General features: G+C 71.0%; 20 protein-coding genes. 12 read left to right on the plus strand and 8 right to left on the minus strand.

Annotated elements, in window-relative coordinates; translation table 11 throughout:
- Positions 1-128: 128 nt before the first annotated feature.
- Positions 129-551 carry a DUF6069 family protein gene (locus AB0H87_RS23920; protein WP_360149561.1) on the plus strand — a complete coding sequence of 141 codons (423 nt, stop codon included), beginning with the start codon at positions 129-131 and terminating at the stop codon, positions 549-551.
- A 114-nt stretch (positions 552-665) separates the two neighbouring features.
- A complete protein-coding gene (locus AB0H87_RS23925) occupies positions 666-1,067 on the plus strand; it encodes an SRPBCC family protein (RefSeq protein WP_360149564.1) in 402 nt (133 codons plus the stop codon).
- Position 1,068: 1 nt separating this feature from the next.
- On the opposite strand, the gene AB0H87_RS23930 is transcribed toward AB0H87_RS23925, so the two are convergent.
- Positions 1,069-1,293, minus strand: coding sequence for a tetratricopeptide repeat protein (locus AB0H87_RS23930; protein ID WP_360149606.1), 225 nt, complete (start codon positions 1,291-1,293; stop codon positions 1,069-1,071).
- Positions 1,294-1,813: 520 nt separating this feature from the next.
- Here AB0H87_RS23930 and AB0H87_RS23935 point away from each other — a divergent pair.
- The gene (locus AB0H87_RS23935) at positions 1,814-2,113 is read left to right on the plus strand and encodes a hypothetical protein (RefSeq protein ID WP_360149566.1); all 300 of its coding nucleotides are present in this window, start codon (positions 1,814-1,816) and stop codon (positions 2,111-2,113) included.
- A 4-nt stretch (positions 2,114-2,117) separates the two neighbouring features.
- Here the strand turns inward: AB0H87_RS23935 and AB0H87_RS23940 are convergent, their stop codons facing one another.
- Both AB0H87_RS23940 and AB0H87_RS23945 read right to left on the minus strand, forming a co-directional pair.
- The gene (locus AB0H87_RS23940; protein WP_360149569.1) at positions 2,118-2,582 is read right to left on the minus strand and encodes an SRPBCC domain-containing protein; all 465 of its coding nucleotides are present in this window, start codon (positions 2,580-2,582) and stop codon (positions 2,118-2,120) included.
- A gap of 16 nt (positions 2,583-2,598) precedes the next feature.
- Positions 2,599-3,162 (minus strand): DUF6642 family protein, encoded by a 564-nt coding sequence (locus AB0H87_RS23945; RefSeq protein ID WP_360149608.1) that lies wholly within the window; start codon positions 3,160-3,162, stop codon positions 2,599-2,601.
- A gap of 122 nt (positions 3,163-3,284) precedes the next feature.
- Here AB0H87_RS23945 and AB0H87_RS23950 point away from each other — a divergent pair, with 122 nt between their 5' ends.
- Positions 3,285-3,986 (plus strand): hypothetical protein, encoded by a 702-nt coding sequence (locus tag AB0H87_RS23950; protein ID WP_360149572.1) that lies wholly within the window; start codon positions 3,285-3,287, stop codon positions 3,984-3,986.
- 133 nt (positions 3,987-4,119) lie between these two features.
- Positions 4,120-5,019 carry an FAD-dependent oxidoreductase gene (locus AB0H87_RS23955; protein ID WP_360149575.1) on the plus strand — a complete coding sequence of 300 codons (900 nt, stop codon included), beginning with the start codon at positions 4,120-4,122 and terminating at the stop codon, positions 5,017-5,019.
- Here AB0H87_RS23955 and AB0H87_RS23960 read toward each other — a convergent pair.
- Together AB0H87_RS23960 and AB0H87_RS23965 are read right to left on the minus strand one after the other, a co-directional pair.
- Positions 5,016-5,288, minus strand: coding sequence for a hypothetical protein (locus tag AB0H87_RS23960; RefSeq protein ID WP_360149578.1), 273 nt, complete (start codon positions 5,286-5,288; stop codon positions 5,016-5,018). The genes AB0H87_RS23955 and AB0H87_RS23960 overlap by 4 nt on opposite strands.
- Positions 5,289-5,318: 30 nt before the next feature.
- A complete protein-coding gene (locus AB0H87_RS23965) occupies positions 5,319-5,735 on the minus strand; it encodes a hypothetical protein (RefSeq protein ID WP_360149581.1) in 417 nt (138 codons plus the stop codon).
- 162 nt (positions 5,736-5,897) lie between these two features.
- Between AB0H87_RS23965 and AB0H87_RS23970 the strand changes: the two genes are divergently transcribed.
- From AB0H87_RS23970 to AB0H87_RS23995, 6 genes are all read left to right on the plus strand, one after another.
- Positions 5,898-7,169, plus strand: a complete 1,272-nt coding sequence (locus tag AB0H87_RS23970; RefSeq protein WP_360149584.1) for an ABC transporter substrate-binding protein — start codon at positions 5,898-5,900, stop codon at positions 7,167-7,169.
- A 68-nt stretch (positions 7,170-7,237) separates the two neighbouring features.
- Positions 7,238-8,119: a sugar ABC transporter permease gene (locus AB0H87_RS23975; RefSeq protein WP_360149610.1), complete on the plus strand. Its 882-nt coding sequence runs from the start codon at positions 7,238-7,240 to the stop codon at positions 8,117-8,119.
- Between the two features lie 8 nt (positions 8,120-8,127).
- A complete protein-coding gene (locus AB0H87_RS23980) occupies positions 8,128-8,958 on the plus strand; it encodes a carbohydrate ABC transporter permease (protein WP_360149613.1) in 831 nt (276 codons plus the stop codon).
- 11 nt (positions 8,959-8,969) lie between these two features.
- Entirely contained in the window at positions 8,970-10,169 is a 1,200-nt protein-coding gene (gene ugpC, locus AB0H87_RS23985; RefSeq protein WP_360149587.1) for a sn-glycerol-3-phosphate ABC transporter ATP-binding protein UgpC, read from the plus strand.
- Positions 10,170-10,288: 119 nt separating this feature from the next.
- Positions 10,289-11,521 carry a hypothetical protein gene (locus tag AB0H87_RS23990; RefSeq protein ID WP_360149590.1) on the plus strand — a complete coding sequence of 411 codons (1,233 nt, stop codon included), beginning with the start codon at positions 10,289-10,291 and terminating at the stop codon, positions 11,519-11,521.
- 9 nt (positions 11,522-11,530) lie between these two features.
- Entirely contained in the window at positions 11,531-12,757 is a 1,227-nt protein-coding gene (locus AB0H87_RS23995; protein ID WP_360149592.1) for a hypothetical protein, read from the plus strand.
- On the opposite strand, the gene AB0H87_RS24000 is transcribed toward AB0H87_RS23995, so the two are convergent.
- From AB0H87_RS24000 to AB0H87_RS24010, 3 genes are read right to left on the minus strand one after another with little or no spacing between them, the layout of a single operon-like run.
- The gene (locus tag AB0H87_RS24000; RefSeq protein WP_360149595.1) at positions 12,752-13,435 is read right to left on the minus strand and encodes a class I SAM-dependent methyltransferase; all 684 of its coding nucleotides are present in this window, start codon (positions 13,433-13,435) and stop codon (positions 12,752-12,754) included. The genes AB0H87_RS23995 and AB0H87_RS24000 overlap by 6 nt on opposite strands.
- On the minus strand, positions 13,428-14,432 hold the full coding sequence (locus tag AB0H87_RS24005) for a TerC family protein (protein WP_360149598.1): 1,005 nt from the start codon (positions 14,430-14,432) through the stop codon (positions 13,428-13,430). Before AB0H87_RS24005 ends, AB0H87_RS24000 begins: the two co-directional genes overlap by 8 nt.
- A gap of 24 nt (positions 14,433-14,456) precedes the next feature.
- Positions 14,457-15,746, minus strand: a complete 1,290-nt coding sequence (locus tag AB0H87_RS24010; RefSeq protein WP_360149601.1) for a hemolysin family protein — start codon at positions 15,744-15,746, stop codon at positions 14,457-14,459.
- A gap of 94 nt (positions 15,747-15,840) precedes the next feature.
- Between AB0H87_RS24010 and AB0H87_RS24015 the strand changes: the two genes are divergently transcribed.
- On the plus strand, positions 15,841-16,268 hold a 428-nt coding region (locus AB0H87_RS24015), incomplete at its 3' end, for a hypothetical protein (protein WP_360149604.1).

The following is a 16,268-nucleotide window of genomic DNA, read 5'->3' on the forward strand; positions in this document are numbered from 1 at the left end:
CGCCGCGCCACGCGCGCGCCCGGACCGTCCCGGCGACCGAGCCGCGGACCGGTCCGCGGCCGGATGTGGGCCGACCCGCTGTCGGCGGAAGGTTCTCGGCAACACCAACCGCTGAAGGAGCAACCGTCATGACGACCACGTCCACCAACCCGACCGCCGACTGCACCGACTGGCGCACGATCCGCCGCCACCGCATCACGGCCGTGTTCGGCACGGTCGCGGCGAACGTGGCGGTCTGGGCCGTCGCCGTGCCCGTGCTCGGCGCCGACCTGTCCGTCCGCACGGGCAGCGGCACCATCGAGGTGCGCCCGGACGCCGTCGCGGTGGTCACGATGCTCGCCGGCCTGCTGGGCTGGACCCTGCTCGGCCTCCTGCGCCGCACCCGCCGGCCGGCCCGCACCTGGACCTGGATCGCCTGCGCGGTCCTGCTGGTGTCGCTGCTCGGCCCGCTCGGCGCGGTCACGGCCGGCGGCGTGGCCACGCTGCTGACGATGCACCTGGTGGCCGGCGCCGGCCTGATCCCGACGCTGGCCCGCACCGCACGCCGCTGACCCTGCCCTCGACGGTCCGTTGCCGGCACTTCCGCCGGCAGCGGACCGTTCGCGTCTCTTCGGACCGCAAGGATCGTCAAGACACGCCGGACGGTCTTCGGCAGGCTTCGGCGCATGGCATCCGTATGCAGAGAGATCCTGATCGCGGCTCCGCCGGCGGCCGTGTGGGCGGCCCTCGCGGACTTCGGCGCCGTGCACGAGCGGCTGGTGCCCGGTTTCGTCGTCGCGTGCCGGCTGGACGGCGACGACCGCGTCGTGACGTTCTTCAACGGCGCGCAGGCCCGCGAGGCGTTCGTCGACAGCGACGACGAGCAGCGCCGTCTCGTGTGGTCGGTCACGGAGAGCCGGCTCGGGCTGACCCACCACAACGCCTCGGCGCAGGTGTTCGCGGGGCCGTCCGACGGGACGCGGTTCGTCTGGATCGCCGACGTGCTGCCGCACGCGGCGGCTGGGCCGGTGGGTCAGCTGATGGACCGGGGTCTCGGTGCGTTGCGGCGCGCCCTCGAAGCGGGCTGACCTACGGCCCGATCGTGTCGAGCACCCGCGACGCCATCGCGACGCCCGGCGCCGCGGCGACCGGATCCGTCTCGGCCGGCCGCCGGTGGACGTCCAGGCTCTCCTGGGCGGCCGCGCGGGCCGGCTTCGGCCGGCCCAGACGCGCCAGGATCGTGGCCAGGTTGGTCAGCGAGGTGGCGTGGTGGTGCGCGAACGACGGGTTGCCCTCGGCCAGCCGCGCGCGGATCGCGAATCGCGTCCCGGGCCGCCGCCAGCGCCTCGTCGAGGCGGTCCAGGTCGCGCAGCACGAGGCAGACGTTGGCGTCCGGCGCCTGGCCCAGGCGTGCCTGGACGACGCTCAGGATGCTCAACGACACGGCGAGGTTGGTCCCGTGTGTGGCCGGATCGGCCTGCGCGAGGCGGCGGTAGCCGTCGACCGACTCGCGCATCGCGGGCGCCGCCCGCGGCCAGTCCGCCGCGTCCGCGTGGAGCAGGCCGAGGCCGTGCGTGGTGAGCGCGAGGTCGGCCAGGAAGGCGTCGTCCGCGGCGGCGAGCCGGCGGCATGCGTCGGCCGCCTCGGCGAGCGCCGCCGCCTCCGCCGAGCGACCCTCGGCGATCAACCACGGTGCGCGCGCCCATCGGGACCTGGCGCGCTCGACCAGACCTGGCTCCACATCGGCCTCCCGGTGCCATGCTGTCCACCCCGGCAGATCCGTCCGGCGTGTGCGGGGACGTCCGCGGCGACCGCGACCGCCTACATTGGTCCCATGCCGTTGATCGATCTTGATCGTCCGGCGCCCGCGCGCCGACGGACGGTCGGCCCGCCCGCGGACGAGGTCGCCGCACTCGGCGTGATGGCGGCGCTGGTCGTGCTGCCGGGCGAGCACCCGCGGCCCGCCGCGCCGCGACCCGCGCCGGAGTGCACGGTGTTCCAGGCCAACGGACCGGTCGACCGCGAGGCCGCGCGGGCCGTGGTGATCGATGCCGCCACCGGCCGCGTGCTCTACCGGCTGCCCGTTTCCGACGAGGGGTCGCTGGTCACGTTCGCCATGATCTGCCCGGACTGACCCGTCAGCGGCCCGACTCGACCAGGCGGGCCAGGCTGGTCAGGGCCATCCGGGTGCCGAGCTCGTTGTCCGCCGCCGACACGCCGGCCGGCAGCCCCTCGTGCACGACCAGCACGTCGGTGCCGCCCTCGGCCTCCGTCAGGACCGTGGTCATCGTCATCGTGCCGCGCAGGTCGGGGGAGTCCGTCTCGAACTCGAGCACCTCGACCACCTCCTCGTCGGGCACCAGCCGGGCGAAATGCCCGTGGTAGGTGTCGGTGCTCGACGCGGTCTTGCCGGCCTGCGTGGGGTCCGCGTAGGTCAGCGAGACCCGGAACGCGCCACCCTCGCGGGCCTCGAACTCGTGCACCTCGACGGTCATCCCGTCCGGTGCCCGCCAGCGGGCGATCGCGGCCGGGTCGACCAGCGCCCGGTAGACCGCGGCCGGCGGTGCGTCGATGTGGTGCAGGACCCGCGTGGAGGACGCCATGGCTCCATACGCTAGTTCACGCCGAGCGACCGTTCGCGTACATGATGCGGAAGCCCAGGTGGTCGGCGAGCGGCGACCAGCGGCGCGAGCGCATGGCCCGCTCGACCGCGTCGACCCGCTCGCCGTTGGTCAGGTAGCGCAGCAGCGCCAGCTCCAGCGCCGCCGACTCGACCCAGTCGACCTGGCGGGTGTAGCCGCAGACCAGCGCCGCGCCGGTGGCGTGCAGGAAGTCCTCGAGGACCGCGTCCGGCGCGCGCAGCACCGAGCAGCTCGCGAAGTAGAGGCGCTTGCCCTCGCACCGGCCGTCGAGCGTGCCGGCGATCTCGTCGAGGCTGACCGCGGGCTGGCGGTCGGCGACGTAGAGGTGCTTGGCCTCGCCGTGCATCGCGAAGTAGCCGACCCGGTACGCGGCGTAGCGCTGCTCGGTCCACCGGGTGAGGAAGTAGTGCAGCTCCTCGGGCGTGGCGACGTCCTTGTGGATGAACGAGCAGTGGCCGAGGCGGTTCAGCAGGTCCAGCATCGGCAGCACGGAGCTGCGGTCGGTCAGGTTCTTGTGCCACTGACCCTCGACGCAGAAGATCCCGTTCACCCCCGCCGCTCCCTCCGTACGACATCCGAAAGATATTCGGCGCCGCGACCGCACCGGGATCCGCCGCGTGGTCGGGAGGTAAACCGGATCGGCGGGTGGCGCGTCAAACCCGCATGAAGCGTTCCTTCCTCCCGTTGCTGGCCCTGCTGGCCGCCCTCGGCGTCGGCGCCTGTGAGCGCGTCGCCACGAGCGGCTCGTCGGCCACGCCCCGTGCGCCGGCCACCACCACGCCGGCGAGCCCTGATCCCGCACCGCCGGCGGGGAGCGAGCAGCCACCCCCGGCCCAGCCCGCCGCCGCGACCCCGGCCCGGCCCTACCGGGTCACCTACGGCTGGGCGGTGCCATCCCGGCCGGCCCGGGTCCCGCACCGCGTCGTGCTCCGCGACCCGCCCGCGCCGCCGCTGCCGTTCCTGGTGCGGGTCCAGGTGGGCGACCACCCGGCCGAGAACTACACCCGGATCACGTTCGCCTTCGACAGCGCGTGGCCGCCGTACGAGATCGCGTACCAGCGCGACCTGACCCAGGACGGCAGTGGCGATCCGGTGCGGCTGCCGGGCAACAGCGTCCTGCGGATCACGTTCACCAGCGCGCAGGGGCACGACGAGCAGGGTCGGCAGACCGAACGCCCGGGTACGAACCTCGGCTACCCGACCCTGCGGGGCTACGGCTTCGCCGGCGACTTCGAAGGCCATGTCACCTACGGCCTCGGCATCCAGGCGAAGCCGAACAGCGACCAGGCCCTGCCGATCCGGGTCGGTGAGCTGGTCCGCGCGGACGGCACGTACGTGGTCGCGGTCGACGTCCGGCGGTCCTGACGCTATGCCGGGGGCGGCATCGAGGTCGACCTGACCCGGGACCAGTTCCGCCAGGGGCAGACGGTCACCGCGGCCCGGGTGGTCGAGCGGCCACCGGGCCGCCCGAAGCGGCTGAGCCGGGCAGGATGGTGGAGTGGCAGACGTCGTCGTCGTGGGCGCGGGCATCATCGGCCTGACCGCCGCGCTGGAGCTGCAGGCCACGGGCGCCGAGGTCGCGATCGTGACGGCCGAGGCGCCGCGGGACACGGTCTCGGCCGTGGCCGCGGCGGTCTGGTACCCCACCAAGGTCGACGCCGACCCGCGCGTGCTGGGTTGGGGCCGGCGGACCTTCGAGGTCTTCGGCGTCGAGGCCGCGACCGCCGTCCCTGGCGTCACGATGCGCCCGACCCGGATGGTCGTCCGCCACGACCCCGGGATCCCACCGTGGTGGGCGCCGGCGATCCCGGACTTCACCCTGGGCGCGGCGGAGTGGCACTTCACCGTCCCGGCGGTCGAGATGGTCCCGTACCTGACCCACCTGCTCGACCGCTTCGAGGCCAACGGCGGCACGTTCCGCAGGCAGCGGATCGACAGTTTCGCCGACGTCGACGCGCCGCTGGTCGTCAACGCCACGGGCCTCGGCGCCGCCCGGCTGACGGGTGACGACCGCCTGCAGCCCATCCGCGGCCAGGTCGTGATCGTCGACAACCCGGGCCTGACCACCTCGATCCGCGACGAGGACCACCCTCTCGGCCCGGTCTACATCCACCCGCGCAGCCAGGACGTGGTGCTGGGCGGCACGTTCGAGGTGGGCGACACGGACCGCACGATCCGCCCGGCGACGGCCGAGGCGATCATCGAGCGCACGACGCAGGTCGAGCCGCGCCTCGCCGGCGCGAGAGTCAGGAAGCACCTGGTGGGCCTGCGCCCGGCGCGCGTCGGCGGCCCACGGGTCGAGCGTGCGGGCCACATCATCCACGCGTACGGCCACAGCGGTGCCGGCATGACCCTCTGCTGGGGCACCGCGGCGGAAGTCGCGCGCCTCGCGGGCTAGGCCTGGCCCCGGATGATCGCCACCGCGACCCGGGCCAGCTCGTTCATGTCCGGCTCGAAGCCGGCGGCGATGTCCGGGTGCAACCCCGCCCGCGTCTCGTCCAGCAACCGCCGGCAGACCACGTCGAACGGCTCGCCCCGGTAGGACGCGCGGACGCGCTCGGTCGCCGCCTTCAGGGCCGACGTCAACTGCTCCTCCAACGGACCCTGCAACTTGCGCTGCACGGGATCGTGCGGGTCGGGATCGAGCGTGACGTGCGGGTCGGTCATGCCCGCAATCGTGCCCCAGGCGGCCGGCCGTCAAACGCCGAGTGCCGCCACCCGCACCACGTACGACGGCTCGTCGGCCGGCTCCTCCCGGTAGCTGATCGACTGGATCTGCCGCTCGTCGGCGAACAGCGCCACGTCGGCCAGCACTCCCAGGTGCGTGCCGGTGAGCCGCCCGCGCTTGTCGCTCAGCACGTCGGCGACGCCGGCCAGGAACCGGGGCGCCGAGCCGACATGTCGCGCGGGCCCGCGGACGACGACGTCGAGCGCGACTGCCGTCCGTAACGGCGTCCAGCCGCTGCGCTGCGCCGCGGCCAGCGCGGCCAGCAGCAGGGCCCGCACGCGTTCGGCCTGGCGGTGGCCGGCGGACAGGATCGACAGGGTCTCCGTCTTCTGCGGCGGCAGACCGGCCACCTCGAACGAGACGGACAGCGTGGTGATGTCCTGCACGGCAGTACCTCCGCAGGGCGGGGGACGGTCGTTACGTATGGCGACCGTACCGTGTCCCGCCGTCGTCCACGAGGTGTACAGCGGGTCCACGTTTGTTTTCCGCACGTGTTGGGCATGGACCGAGATCGGCTATCCGCAACGACGCGGGAACGGAGGTCGGCTATGGCCGAACGATCTCGAGGACCAGGCCGGCGGAGGGTCGCCGCGCTCGCCGCGGCCGTGCTGCTGGCACCGACGGCGGCGGCCTGTGGCGGTGACGACGGCGGCGTACCGGTGATCAACGTGTACTACTCGACGGAGCAGAGCTTCCAGCAGCTGGTCGACGACTGCAACAAGCAGGCGGAGGGCCGCTACCGGATGGTCTACCAGGTGCTGCCGCGGGCCGCCGACGAGCAGCGGGTGCAGATGGTGCGCCGGCTCGCCGCGCAGGACAGCGGCATGGACGTGCTCGGTCTCGACGTCACCTGGACGGCCGAGTTCGCGAGCGCGAAGTGGATCCGCGAGTGGACCGGCCAGAACAAGGAGGAGGCGTCCCGCGGCACGCTGGAGCAGCCGCTGGAGTCGGCCACGTACGAGGACAAGCTGTACGCGGCGCCGAAGAACACCAACACGCAGCTCCTCTGGTACCGCACCGACCTCGTGCCGAACCCGCCGAAGACCTGGGACGAGATGATCAAGATGTCCCAGGACCTCAAGAGCCAGGGCAAGCCCTACGAGATCGACACCATGGGCGCCCAGTACGAGGGCCTCGTGGTGCTCTACAACAACATGGTCGCGAGCTCCGGCGGCAAGATCCTCAACGACGACGGCACGAAGGTCGACTTCGACCAGGGCGCCGTCGACGCGCTCGGCACGCTGCAGAAGTTCGCGTCGGCCGGCGTGACCAACCCGTCGTTCACCAACACCCAGGAGGACGCGGCCCGGCTGCAGTTCCAGGGCGGCAGCGGCGCGTTCCAGCTCAACTACCCGTTCGTCTGGCCGGCGCTGCAGGAGGGCGCGCCCGACCTCAAGGACAAGGTCAAGTGGGCGCGGTACCCGGGCATCGACGCCGGCACGCCGAGCAAGGTGACGATCGGTGGCTTCAACCTGGCGGTCTCCGCCTACTCGAAGCACCCGGAGGAGGCGTTCCAGGCGGCGCTGTGCCTGCGCTCGCCCGAGCACCAGCTGTTCTCCGCGGTCAACGACGGCGTGCCGCCGACGATCGAGTCGGTCTACGACGACCCGAAGATGGACGAGGCCTATCCGTTCAAGGCCGACATCCTGGCCCAGATCAAGGACGGCGCCAACCGCCCGGTGACGCCGGCCTACCAGAACCTGTCCACGGTGCTCTCGGCGACGCTGTCGCCGCCGGCCGACATCAAGCCGGAGCAGGACGCCGACACGCTGCGCGGTGCGATCCAGGACGCGCTCGAGTCGAAGGGGGTCCTGCCGTGAGCACGCAGACCGCCGCCGAGAAACCCACCACTCATTCGGTACGCGCGCAGCGCAGGGCGAAGGCCGGGATCAGCGAGGGCAAGCGGCAGGAACGGAAGCTGGGCTGGCTGCTCTGCGCCCCGGCCGCGATCGTGATGCTCGCGGTCACCGCGTACCCCATCCTGTATTCGGTCTGGCTCTCCTTCCAGCGCTTCGACCTCAAGTTCCCGGACCAGCGCGAGTTCATCGGGCTGGGCAACTACGCGACCGTGCTGTCGAACCAGTACTGGTGGACCGCCTTCGGCATCACCACGCTGATCACGGTCGTGACGGTCGCGGTCGAGCTCGTGCTCGGCATGGCGCTGGCCTGGATCATGTTCCGCACGCTGGTCGGCCGGGGGCTGGTCCGCACGGCGGCACTGATCCCCTACGGCATCGTCACGGTCGTCGCGGCGTTCTCGTGGAAGTTCGCCTGGACCCCGGACACCGGGTATCTGGGCAACCTGTTCACCGACGGCGCGCCGCTGACCGAGCGGGCCAGCTCGCTGGCGATCATCATGCTGGCCGAGATCTGGAAGACCACGCCGTTCATGGCGCTGCTGCTGATGGCCGGCCTCGCCCTCGTGCCCGACGACCTGCTCAAGGCCGCGTCGATGGACGGCGCCACGGGCTGGCAGCGGTTCACGAAGGTGATGCTTCCGGTGATGAAGCCGGCGATCCTGGTCGCCCTGCTGTTCCGTACCCTCGACGCGTTCCGGGTCTTCGACAACATCTACGTGCTGACCGCCGGGGCCAACAACACCTCGTCGGTCTCGATGCTCGCCTACAACAACCTGATCCGCGGGCTGAACCTCGGCATCGGGTCGACCATGTCGGTGCTGATCTTCATCGCGGTCGCGATCATCGCGTTCATCTTCGTGAAGCTCTTCGGCACCGCGGCACCCGGCAGCGACGAGGAGGGTCGACGCTGATGACCACAATGGACTCTTCGGCTTCGGCCAAATGGCGCTGGGGCTTCCTGGACCTGGTGGTGATCGTCTTCGCGCTCATCCCCGTGCTGTGGATCGCGTCGCTGTCGTTCAAGACCCCGGCGACGATCACCGACGGCAACTTCATCCCGCGGGAGTGGACGCTCGAGAACTACCGGAACATCTTCAACACCGACCAGTTCGTCCGCGCGCTGATCAACTCGATCGGCATCGGGCTGATCTCGACCCTCGTGGCGGTGGTGCTCGGCACGATGGCCGCGTACGCCATCGCGCGGTTGGATTTTCCCGGCAAGAAGCTGCTGATCGGCATCTCGCTGCTGATCGCGATGTTCCCGCAGGTGTCGCTCGTGTCGCCGCTGTTCGAGATCGAGCGGTCGATCGGCCTGTTCGACACGTGGCCCGGCCTGATCCTGCCCTACATCACGTTCGGCCTGCCGCTCGCCATCTACACGCTCTCCGCGTTCTTCCGCCAGATCCCGTGGGACCTGGAGAAGGCGGCCAAGATGGACGGTGCGACGCAGGGCGAGGCGTTCCGGCGGGTGATCGCGCCGCTGGCCGCGCCGGGCGTGTTCACGACCGCGATCCTGGTGTTCATCTTCTGCTGGAACGACTTCCTGTTCGCGATCTCGCTGACGTCGACCGAGCGGTCCCGCACGGTCCCGGCGGCGCTGTCGTTCTTCCAGGGCGCGTCCCAGTTCGAGGACCCGACCGGCGCGATCTCCGCGGCGGCCGTGATCATCACCATCCCGATCATCCTGTTCGTGCTGTTCTTCCAGCGGCGCATCGTGTCCGGCCTGACCTCCGGCGCCGTCAAGGGTTAGGGGAATCCAACGTGGCTGACATCGTTCTGGACAAGGTGACCAAGGCGTTCCCCGACGGCACGCTCGCGGTGCAGGAGTTCAACCTGGAGATCGCCGACGGGGAGTTCGTGATCCTGGTCGGGCCGTCGGGTTGCGGCAAGTCGACGACGCTCAACATGATCGCGGGGCTCGAGGACATCAGCTCGGGGGAGCTGCGGATCGACGGGCAGCGGGTCAACGACAAGGCGCCGCGGGACCGGGACATCGCGATGGTGTTCCAGTCGTACGCGCTGTATCCGAACATGACCGTGCGCGAGAACATGGCGTTCCCGCTGAAGCTGGCCAAGCTCTCGAAGGAGGAGATCGACCGGAAGGTCGACGAGGCGGCCAAGGTGCTGGAGCTGACCGCGCTGCTGGACCGCAAGCCGGCCAACCTCTCCGGCGGCCAGCGGCAGCGGGTGGCGATGGGGCGCGCGATCGTCCGGTCGCCGAAGGCGTTCCTGATGGACGAGCCACTGTCCAACCTGGACGCGAAGTTGCGCGTGCAGATGCGGACCGTCGTGTCGCGCCTGCAGAAGCGGCTCGGCACCACCACGGTCTACGTGACGCACGACCAGACCGAGGCGATGACGCTGGGCGACCGGGTCGTGATCATGCGGGCCGGCGCGATCCAGCAGGTCGGTGAGCCGCAGGAGCTCTACGACCACCCCAACAACCTGTTCGTGGCCGGCTTCATCGGCTCGCCGTCGATGAACTTCCTGCCGGCGTCGGTCGCCGACGGGCGGCTGAAGACCTCGCTCGGCGACTTCCCGCTGGGTGAGCGGATGCGCTCGCAGGTCGCGGACGTCTCCGGCGACCTGATCGTCGGCATCCGGCCGGAACACTTCGAGGACGCGTCGCTGATCGAGGACTCGATCCGCCAACGCGGCGCCGAGTTCGAGGCGACGGCGGACCTGGTGGAGTCGATGGGCTCCGACAAGTATGTCTATTTCACGATCGAAGGCGAAAAGGCGAGCGCGGCGGAGCTGGAGGAACTGGCCGCGGACGCGGGCAGCGGCGACCTGCCGGCCAGCGGCTCCAACCTGGTGTGCCGCTTCTCGGCGGAGTCCCGGGTCAAGGAGGGCGACACCGCCCGCATCTGGGTCAACCTCGACAAGATCCACCTCTTCGACCCGTCGGACGGCCGCAACGTGACGCTGCACGAAGGCCGCGCCTCGGGCGTCGCCGCCTAGTCCGCGGTTGCGCGGCCCCGGCCCGGGCGGCCGGGGCCGCCGCATGCTCCACGCGCGTCGACATCTATCGACCGATCGGATGATCAACATCGGGCGCGGTTTCCGTACCTTCGGTCGTCGTGGTCACGATGCGTGCGGCCGTAGCCGCCCTGTTGCTCGCCGCTGCTCTGGCGGGATGTTCCGGCCCGGGTTCACCGGCGGCGCCGGCCGGTTCGGCGTCGCCGGCGGCGGCCCCGGACGCCGGGGCCGCGGTCGCCGAGAAGATCAACGCGGTCCTGGCGGAGCAGAGCGCGGCACTGAACAAGGGCGACCAGGCCGGGTTCCTGGCGCCCGCGGCCGGCAACGCCGAGGTCGAGGCGACGCTGAAGAAGCGCTTCGCCGGGCTCCGGGCGCTCGGGGTGGCCGAGGTCAAGCAGGTGGTCAACCTCGGGCCCGACCGGGTCGGTGAGAGCAAGCGGTGGAACGCCCAGATCCGCTTCGACTACTGCCTCGGCGGCGGTGGCTGCGGAGTCGAGGGGCCCGTCATGACCAGCGCATGGGAGGAGACCGCCAACGGCGTCAAGCTGGCCGACCTCGACCCGACCTCGTACGGGCCGCGGCCCTGGGAGGTCGACGACCTGGTCGTGCGCAAGGGCAAGCGGGTCATCCTCGCCACGACGAAAGCGCACGCCGCCAAGCTGAAGGTGGCGTTGCCGATCGCGGAGCAGGCGGCCAAGGTCGCCGACACGTTCGCGGTCGAGGGCAGCAAGCCGTTCCGGTACGTCGTCTACCTGGCCGACCAGGAGCAGTGGAAGACCTGGTACAGCAACAGCTCGTTCGGCGACACCTACGCGGGTTATGCGCTGCCGTCCCAGGCCGAGGGCACCGACCTCGTCGTGCGGCTCGATGCCTACCCGATCGACGAGACCGGCACGCTGCTGCGCCACGAAATGACCCACCTCGCGTCGATCAGCCACGCGCCGCGCAGCGGTGGCGACAGCGCCGGCTGGTGGTTGAGCGAGGGCATCGCCTCGGTCGCCGGCGCGAATGGCGCGAGCGTGCGCGAGTACCCGCCCCGCGACACGGTGGCCGACTACCTCCGGAAGACGAGGTCCTACAGGGGCGCCGTCACGACCCTGGCCCCGAACCGCGACGACGGCGACGAGGAGGTAACCGCCAAGTACGGCCTCGGCTACTACGCCAGCCGGTGCATCGACGACAAGTACGGCCGCAAGAAGCTCCTCGCACTCGTGGACGCCGTCCTCCGCAACGGCGAGGACACGGCCACCGCGGGCCAACGGGTCCTCGGCACGAGCTGGACCAAGGTCGAGTCGAGCTGTCTGGCCTACACCCGCCAGGCCGTTGGCCGTTAGGTCGATCGGATGACCTTGAGAGGGCGTTCGGCGGCCGTCGCCGCCCTGGTGCTCGTCGCGGGCCTCGCGGGATGTTCCAGCCCGGAGCGGGCAGCCGCGCCGTCGGCCTCGCCGACTCCGGATCCGGTGGCCGCCGTGAGCCAGCAGATCAATGCGGCGCTCACGGCGCAGAGCAGGGCGCTCAACAACGGCGATCAGGCTGGTTTCCTCGCGCCGGCGGGCGGCAACGCCAAGCTCCGGGCGACGCTGAAGCGGAGATTCAGCGGCCTGCGCGCGCTCGAGGTCGCCGGCGTCGAGCAGTCGGTGACCCAGGGACCCAGCGTGGACGCGCAGCCGGGGAAATGGCATGCGCAGATCCGGTTCGACTACTGCCTCGGCGGCACCGGGTGCGGGATCCAGGGCCCGGTGATGACCAGCACCTGGCAGGAGACGTCCATGGGCATCCAGTTGGTCGAGCTCGGCGGGACATCGCACGGTCCCCGTCCATGGGAGGTCGACGACCTCGCCGTGCTGACCGGCAAGCGGGTCACCGTCGCCTCCACCCGGGCGCAAGCGGCGAAACTGCGGGCGGTGCTGCCCATCGCGGAGAAGGCGGCCAAGGTGGCCGACACGTACGCCGTCGCCGGCAGCAGGCCCTTCCGGTACGTCGTCTACCTGGCGGACAGGTCGAGGTGGAAGGCCTGGTACGAGAACGACACGTTCGACGCCTCGTACTCGGGCTACGCGTTGCAGAGCGAGCCGGAGGGCACCGACCTCGTGCTGCGGCTCGACGCGTACGCGGACGAGGATCCCGGCACGTTGCTGCGCCACGAGATGACCCATCTTGCCTCGACCAGCCACGCACCGCGCAACGGGCTGGCCGCACCGACCTGGTGGCTGAACGAGGGCATCGCCGAGCTGGCCGGCGCCAACGGCACGAGCCCGCGCGACTATCCGGGCCGCGCCGCGGTGCGCGACTTCCTCCGCGGCACGCCGTCCTACAAGGGCAGTCTCGTGACCGTCGCGACCAACGACGACGACAGCGACGAGGTGATCAGCGCCAAGTACGGCCTCGCCTACTACGCCAGCCGCTGCATCGACGAGAAGTACGGCCGGAAGAGGCTGCTCACGCTGGCTGACGACCTGCTCCGCAACGACGTGAACGCCGCGGTGGCCGCGCCGACGGCGCTCGGCGCCAACTGGGCGACCGTCGAGTCGACCTGCTTCGCCTACACCCGCCGGGCCGTGGCCCTATAGCGGCGCGTAGTACGAGTGGACCGCCGGCTGGCCCGTGTAGTTCGGTCCGGCCCGGTCGTCGGCGCCCAGGAAGGTGTACGGCAGCGTCAGCTCGCGCCCGCCCACCCGGCTGATCCGGCGCCGGCGGCTGTCGTAGGTGAAGCCCGCCGAGCCGAGGCGGGCGGCCAGGGCGCGGCCGAGCGGCCGTCCGTCGGCGCGGCGGATGCTGGTCAGGTCGAGGTCGGCGACCAGCAGCCCGTCGGAGGTCAGCCAGCTCGCCGCCCGGGCCAGCACCGCGAGCTTGTCGCCGACATAGTGCAGGCCGTGCACGACCGTGATGAGGTCGAACCGGCGGTCCGGCTCCCACGTCGTGACCGGCGCGCAGGTCAACGTCACGGTCGACCCGGGCGGCACCGGGTCGAAGTAGTCCACGAGGTCGACGCCGACCAGTGCGACCCGGCCGGCGAGGCCGCGCGCCGCGGCCTCGGTGCCGGCCTGGAGCAGCGCCCGGCCCTGGCCGCAACAGAGGTCGAGCCAGGCGACGGCCCCGTCGCCGGACAAGACCCGGTCGAGCGGGTTGAAGCCCAGGTCGCGGGTGTAACTGTTCGGCCCGGCCAGCTGCCGCTCCCGGTTCATCGCCGAGTTGGCCACCACCGACGACGCCGCGAGGGTGTGGTCGTCCAGCAGGCGGTCAGTCATGCCGCTCGTCCTGTTGCGGGCGGCGCCCGCGGACCGAGCCGGCGTGTGCCTTCATGTTCGGGTTGCGGCGGACCGCGACCAGGCTCGCGACCGTCGTGATCGTGAGGACCACCGCGATGACGACCAGCGACAGGTTCGTCGAGATCTCCCACACCCCGTCGGAGATGTCCTCGTGCGCCCAGTGCAGCACCAGCTTCACCCCGATGAAGGCCAGGATGATCGCGAGCCCGGTGGACAGGTAGACCAGCCGGTCCAGCAGGCCAGCCACCAGGAAGAAGAGGGCCCGCAGGCCGAGCAGGGCGAAGGCGTTGGCGGTGAAGACGATGTACGTCTCCTGGGTCACGCCGAACACCGCCGGGATCGAGTCGAGGGCGAACAGCAGGTCCGTGCTGCCGATCGCGATCAGGACGATGAACAGCGGCGTCACCACCCGCCGGCCGTTCTCCGTGGTGAACAGCTTGCCCTCGCGGTAGTCGTCGGTCACCGGCAGCACGCGGCGGGTCGCCCGTACCAAGGCGTTGTCCGCGTCCGGGTCCTCGTCGCGGTGCCGGTAGAGCTGGACCGCCGTGTAGATCAGCAACAGGCCGAAGACCAGGAACATGAACGTGAACAGGTCGAGCAGCGCGGCGCCGACCACGATGAAGACGACCCGGAAGGCCAGCGCCAGCACGATGCCGAAGGTGAGCACCCGCTGCTGGTGCGCCGGCGGCACCGCGAACGTGGTCATGATGATCACGAAGACGAACAGGTTGTCGACGGACAGGCTCTTCTCGACCAGGTAGCCGGCGAAGTACTGCGTGCCGAACTCCCACCCCGAGATCGTCGCGAACACGACGCCGAAGACGACCGCGACGCCGATGTAGAAGACCGACCAGGCGACCGCTTCCTTGAAGTGGACGGCGTGCGGCTTGAGCGTCCCGATGATCAGGTCGAGGGCGAGCAGGCCGAGGATGACGAGGATCGTCACCGTCCATCCCAGGGCGCTGACGTGCAGCATTGGCCGTCCTTCCGTCGCCGGCGGTCAGCCCTGAGCTTGCCCTACAAGGTCGGCGCGGTCCCGTAGGCGGACCCGGGTGATCGCGCGTCCGGTCACCTCGACGACCTCGGCCGTGTGCCCCGGCAGCTCCACGATCTCGCCCGGCGCGGTCGGGATGTGCCCGAGCCGGGCGAGCAGCAGTCCGGCGATCGTGGTGTAGTCGCGCGGCTCCTCGTCGCCGAGGTCGACGCCGATGTCGGGCAGGTCATGGATGGGGTACGTGCCGACGAGCAGCAGGTCTCCGTCCGCGGTCCGGACGACGTCCTGCACGTCCCGGTCGGTCTCGTCGTAGATCTCGCCGACGATCTCCTCGACCAGGTCCTCCATCGTGACGATCCCGTCGACCGCGCCGCGCTCGTCGACGACGACGGCCAGCTGCTGGCGCTGCTGGCGGAGCTGGCGGATCGCGTCGGTCACCTTGAGTGTCTCCGGCAGGAAGACCGCGGGGTTCGCGCTCTCCGCCACGGTGCCGGTGCTGTCGACCAGGTCGCGGATGTGCACGAGCCCCAGCACGTCGTCGAGCCCGGTCGGCCCGACGACCGGCGCGCGCGACTGCCCCGCCTTGACGATGCTGCGCAGTGCTTCCGGCGCCGGCGTGTCGGCGGCGAGCGTGAACACGTGCCCGCGCGGGGTGAGCACCTCCCGCAGCACCCGGTCGGCGACCTCGAACGCGCCGCTGATGATCATCCGCTGGTCGTCCGGGATGGTCTGCTGCGCGGCCACCATGTCGCGCAGCTCCTCGGTGCTGACCTCCTCGCGCCCCGCCTCCGGGTCGCCGCCGGTCAGCTTGACGACGAGGTCGCTGGTCTTGCCGAGCAGCCAGACCAGCGGCCGGGAGACGGTCGAGAGCAGGTCGAGCGGGCGGGCCACCATCAGCGCCCACCCCTCGGCCCGCTGCATGGCGATCCGCTTGGGCGCCAGCTCACCGAACACGAGCGTGACGAACGTCAGCACGATCGTCACGACCACGATGGCCGCGGGTTCGGCGCCGCCACCGAGGAAGCCGAGCGGCCCGATCAGCGGCTGGGCCAGGGACACCACGGCGGCCGCCGACGCGAGGAAGCCGGCGAGCGTGATACCGATCTGGATGGTCGCCAGGAACCGGTTCGGGTCGTCGGCGAGCCGGGCGAGCACCCGCCCGCCCGGCGAGGCGCGTTCGAGGCGCCGGATCTGGCTCTCCCGGAGCGACACGAGCGCCATCTCGCTGCCGGCGAAGACCGCGTTCAACAACACCAGCACGAGTACGAGCGCGATCTGCGCCCCATAGCCCCCCACGGACGTCCCCTTCGAAGATCGGCTGCGTAGACAGGTAGATTGCCATGCCCAGCTGAGAAGGCGACAAACCCGACCCGATTGGTACGGTGAGTCCATGTCCCGCGAGGCCTGGACCCTCGTCATCGCGGCTGCGGCGCTGCTGCTGATCGGCTCCCTGGTCGGCGCGATCGTCCTGGCGGTGAAGGTGGTGCGGGTCCGCAACCAGCTGGGCGCGCTGGGCTTCGGCGGCAAGGTCGCCTTCTACGGCGCCCTGATCGTCACGATCTGCCCGGTGGACCTCCTCCCGGACCCGATCTACCTGGACGACATGGGCGTGCTGGGGCTGTCGCTGCTCTATCTCAACGGTCTGCTGCGCCGCCGCCAGCAACGCCTGCCGTTGCCTCCGGCGCGCGCACCACGGTCCGGAGTCGAGCGGGGCAGACGCGGCGTGTCGGGGGGGGGCCCGCCCGCCGCCCCCCCCTCGGACAACCCCCCCAACCTGAACCCGGCGCCAAAGCATCTTAGTTCATTAAAACTAAATAA

Source organism: Asanoa sp. NPDC050611, assembly GCF_040654855.1.
GTDB lineage: Bacteria > Actinomycetota > Actinomycetes > Mycobacteriales > Micromonosporaceae > Asanoa.

Bases quoted from the DNA above. Each gene is read 5' to 3' on its own strand.
- AB0H87_RS23960 (WP_360149578.1), bottom strand. From the start codon at position 5,288: ATGACCGACCCGCACGTCACGCTCGATCCCGACCCGCACGATCCCGTG.
- AB0H87_RS23935 (WP_360149566.1), top strand. From the start codon at position 1,814: ATGCCGTTGATCGATCTTGATCGTCCGGCGCCCGCGCGCCGACGGACG.
- AB0H87_RS23925 (WP_360149564.1), top strand. From the start codon at position 666: ATGGCATCCGTATGCAGAGAGATCCTGATCGCGGCTCCGCCGGCGGCC.
- AB0H87_RS23980 (WP_360149613.1), top strand. From the start codon at position 8,128: ATGGACTCTTCGGCTTCGGCCAAATGGCGCTGGGGCTTCCTGGACCTG.
- AB0H87_RS23940 (WP_360149569.1), bottom strand. From the start codon at position 2,582: ATGGCGTCCTCCACGCGGGTCCTGCACCACATCGACGCACCGCCGGCC.
- AB0H87_RS23995 (WP_360149592.1), top strand. From the start codon at position 11,531: ATGACCTTGAGAGGGCGTTCGGCGGCCGTCGCCGCCCTGGTGCTCGTC.
- AB0H87_RS23920 (WP_360149561.1), top strand. From the start codon at position 129: ATGACGACCACGTCCACCAACCCGACCGCCGACTGCACCGACTGGCGC.
- AB0H87_RS23970 (WP_360149584.1), top strand. From the start codon at position 5,898: ATGGCCGAACGATCTCGAGGACCAGGCCGGCGGAGGGTCGCCGCGCTC.
- AB0H87_RS23950 (WP_360149572.1), top strand. From the start codon at position 3,285: ATGAAGCGTTCCTTCCTCCCGTTGCTGGCCCTGCTGGCCGCCCTCGGC.
- AB0H87_RS24000 (WP_360149595.1), bottom strand. From the start codon at position 13,435: ATGACTGACCGCCTGCTGGACGACCACACCCTCGCGGCGTCGTCGGTG.
- AB0H87_RS24005 (WP_360149598.1), bottom strand. From the start codon at position 14,432: ATGCTGCACGTCAGCGCCCTGGGATGGACGGTGACGATCCTCGTCATC.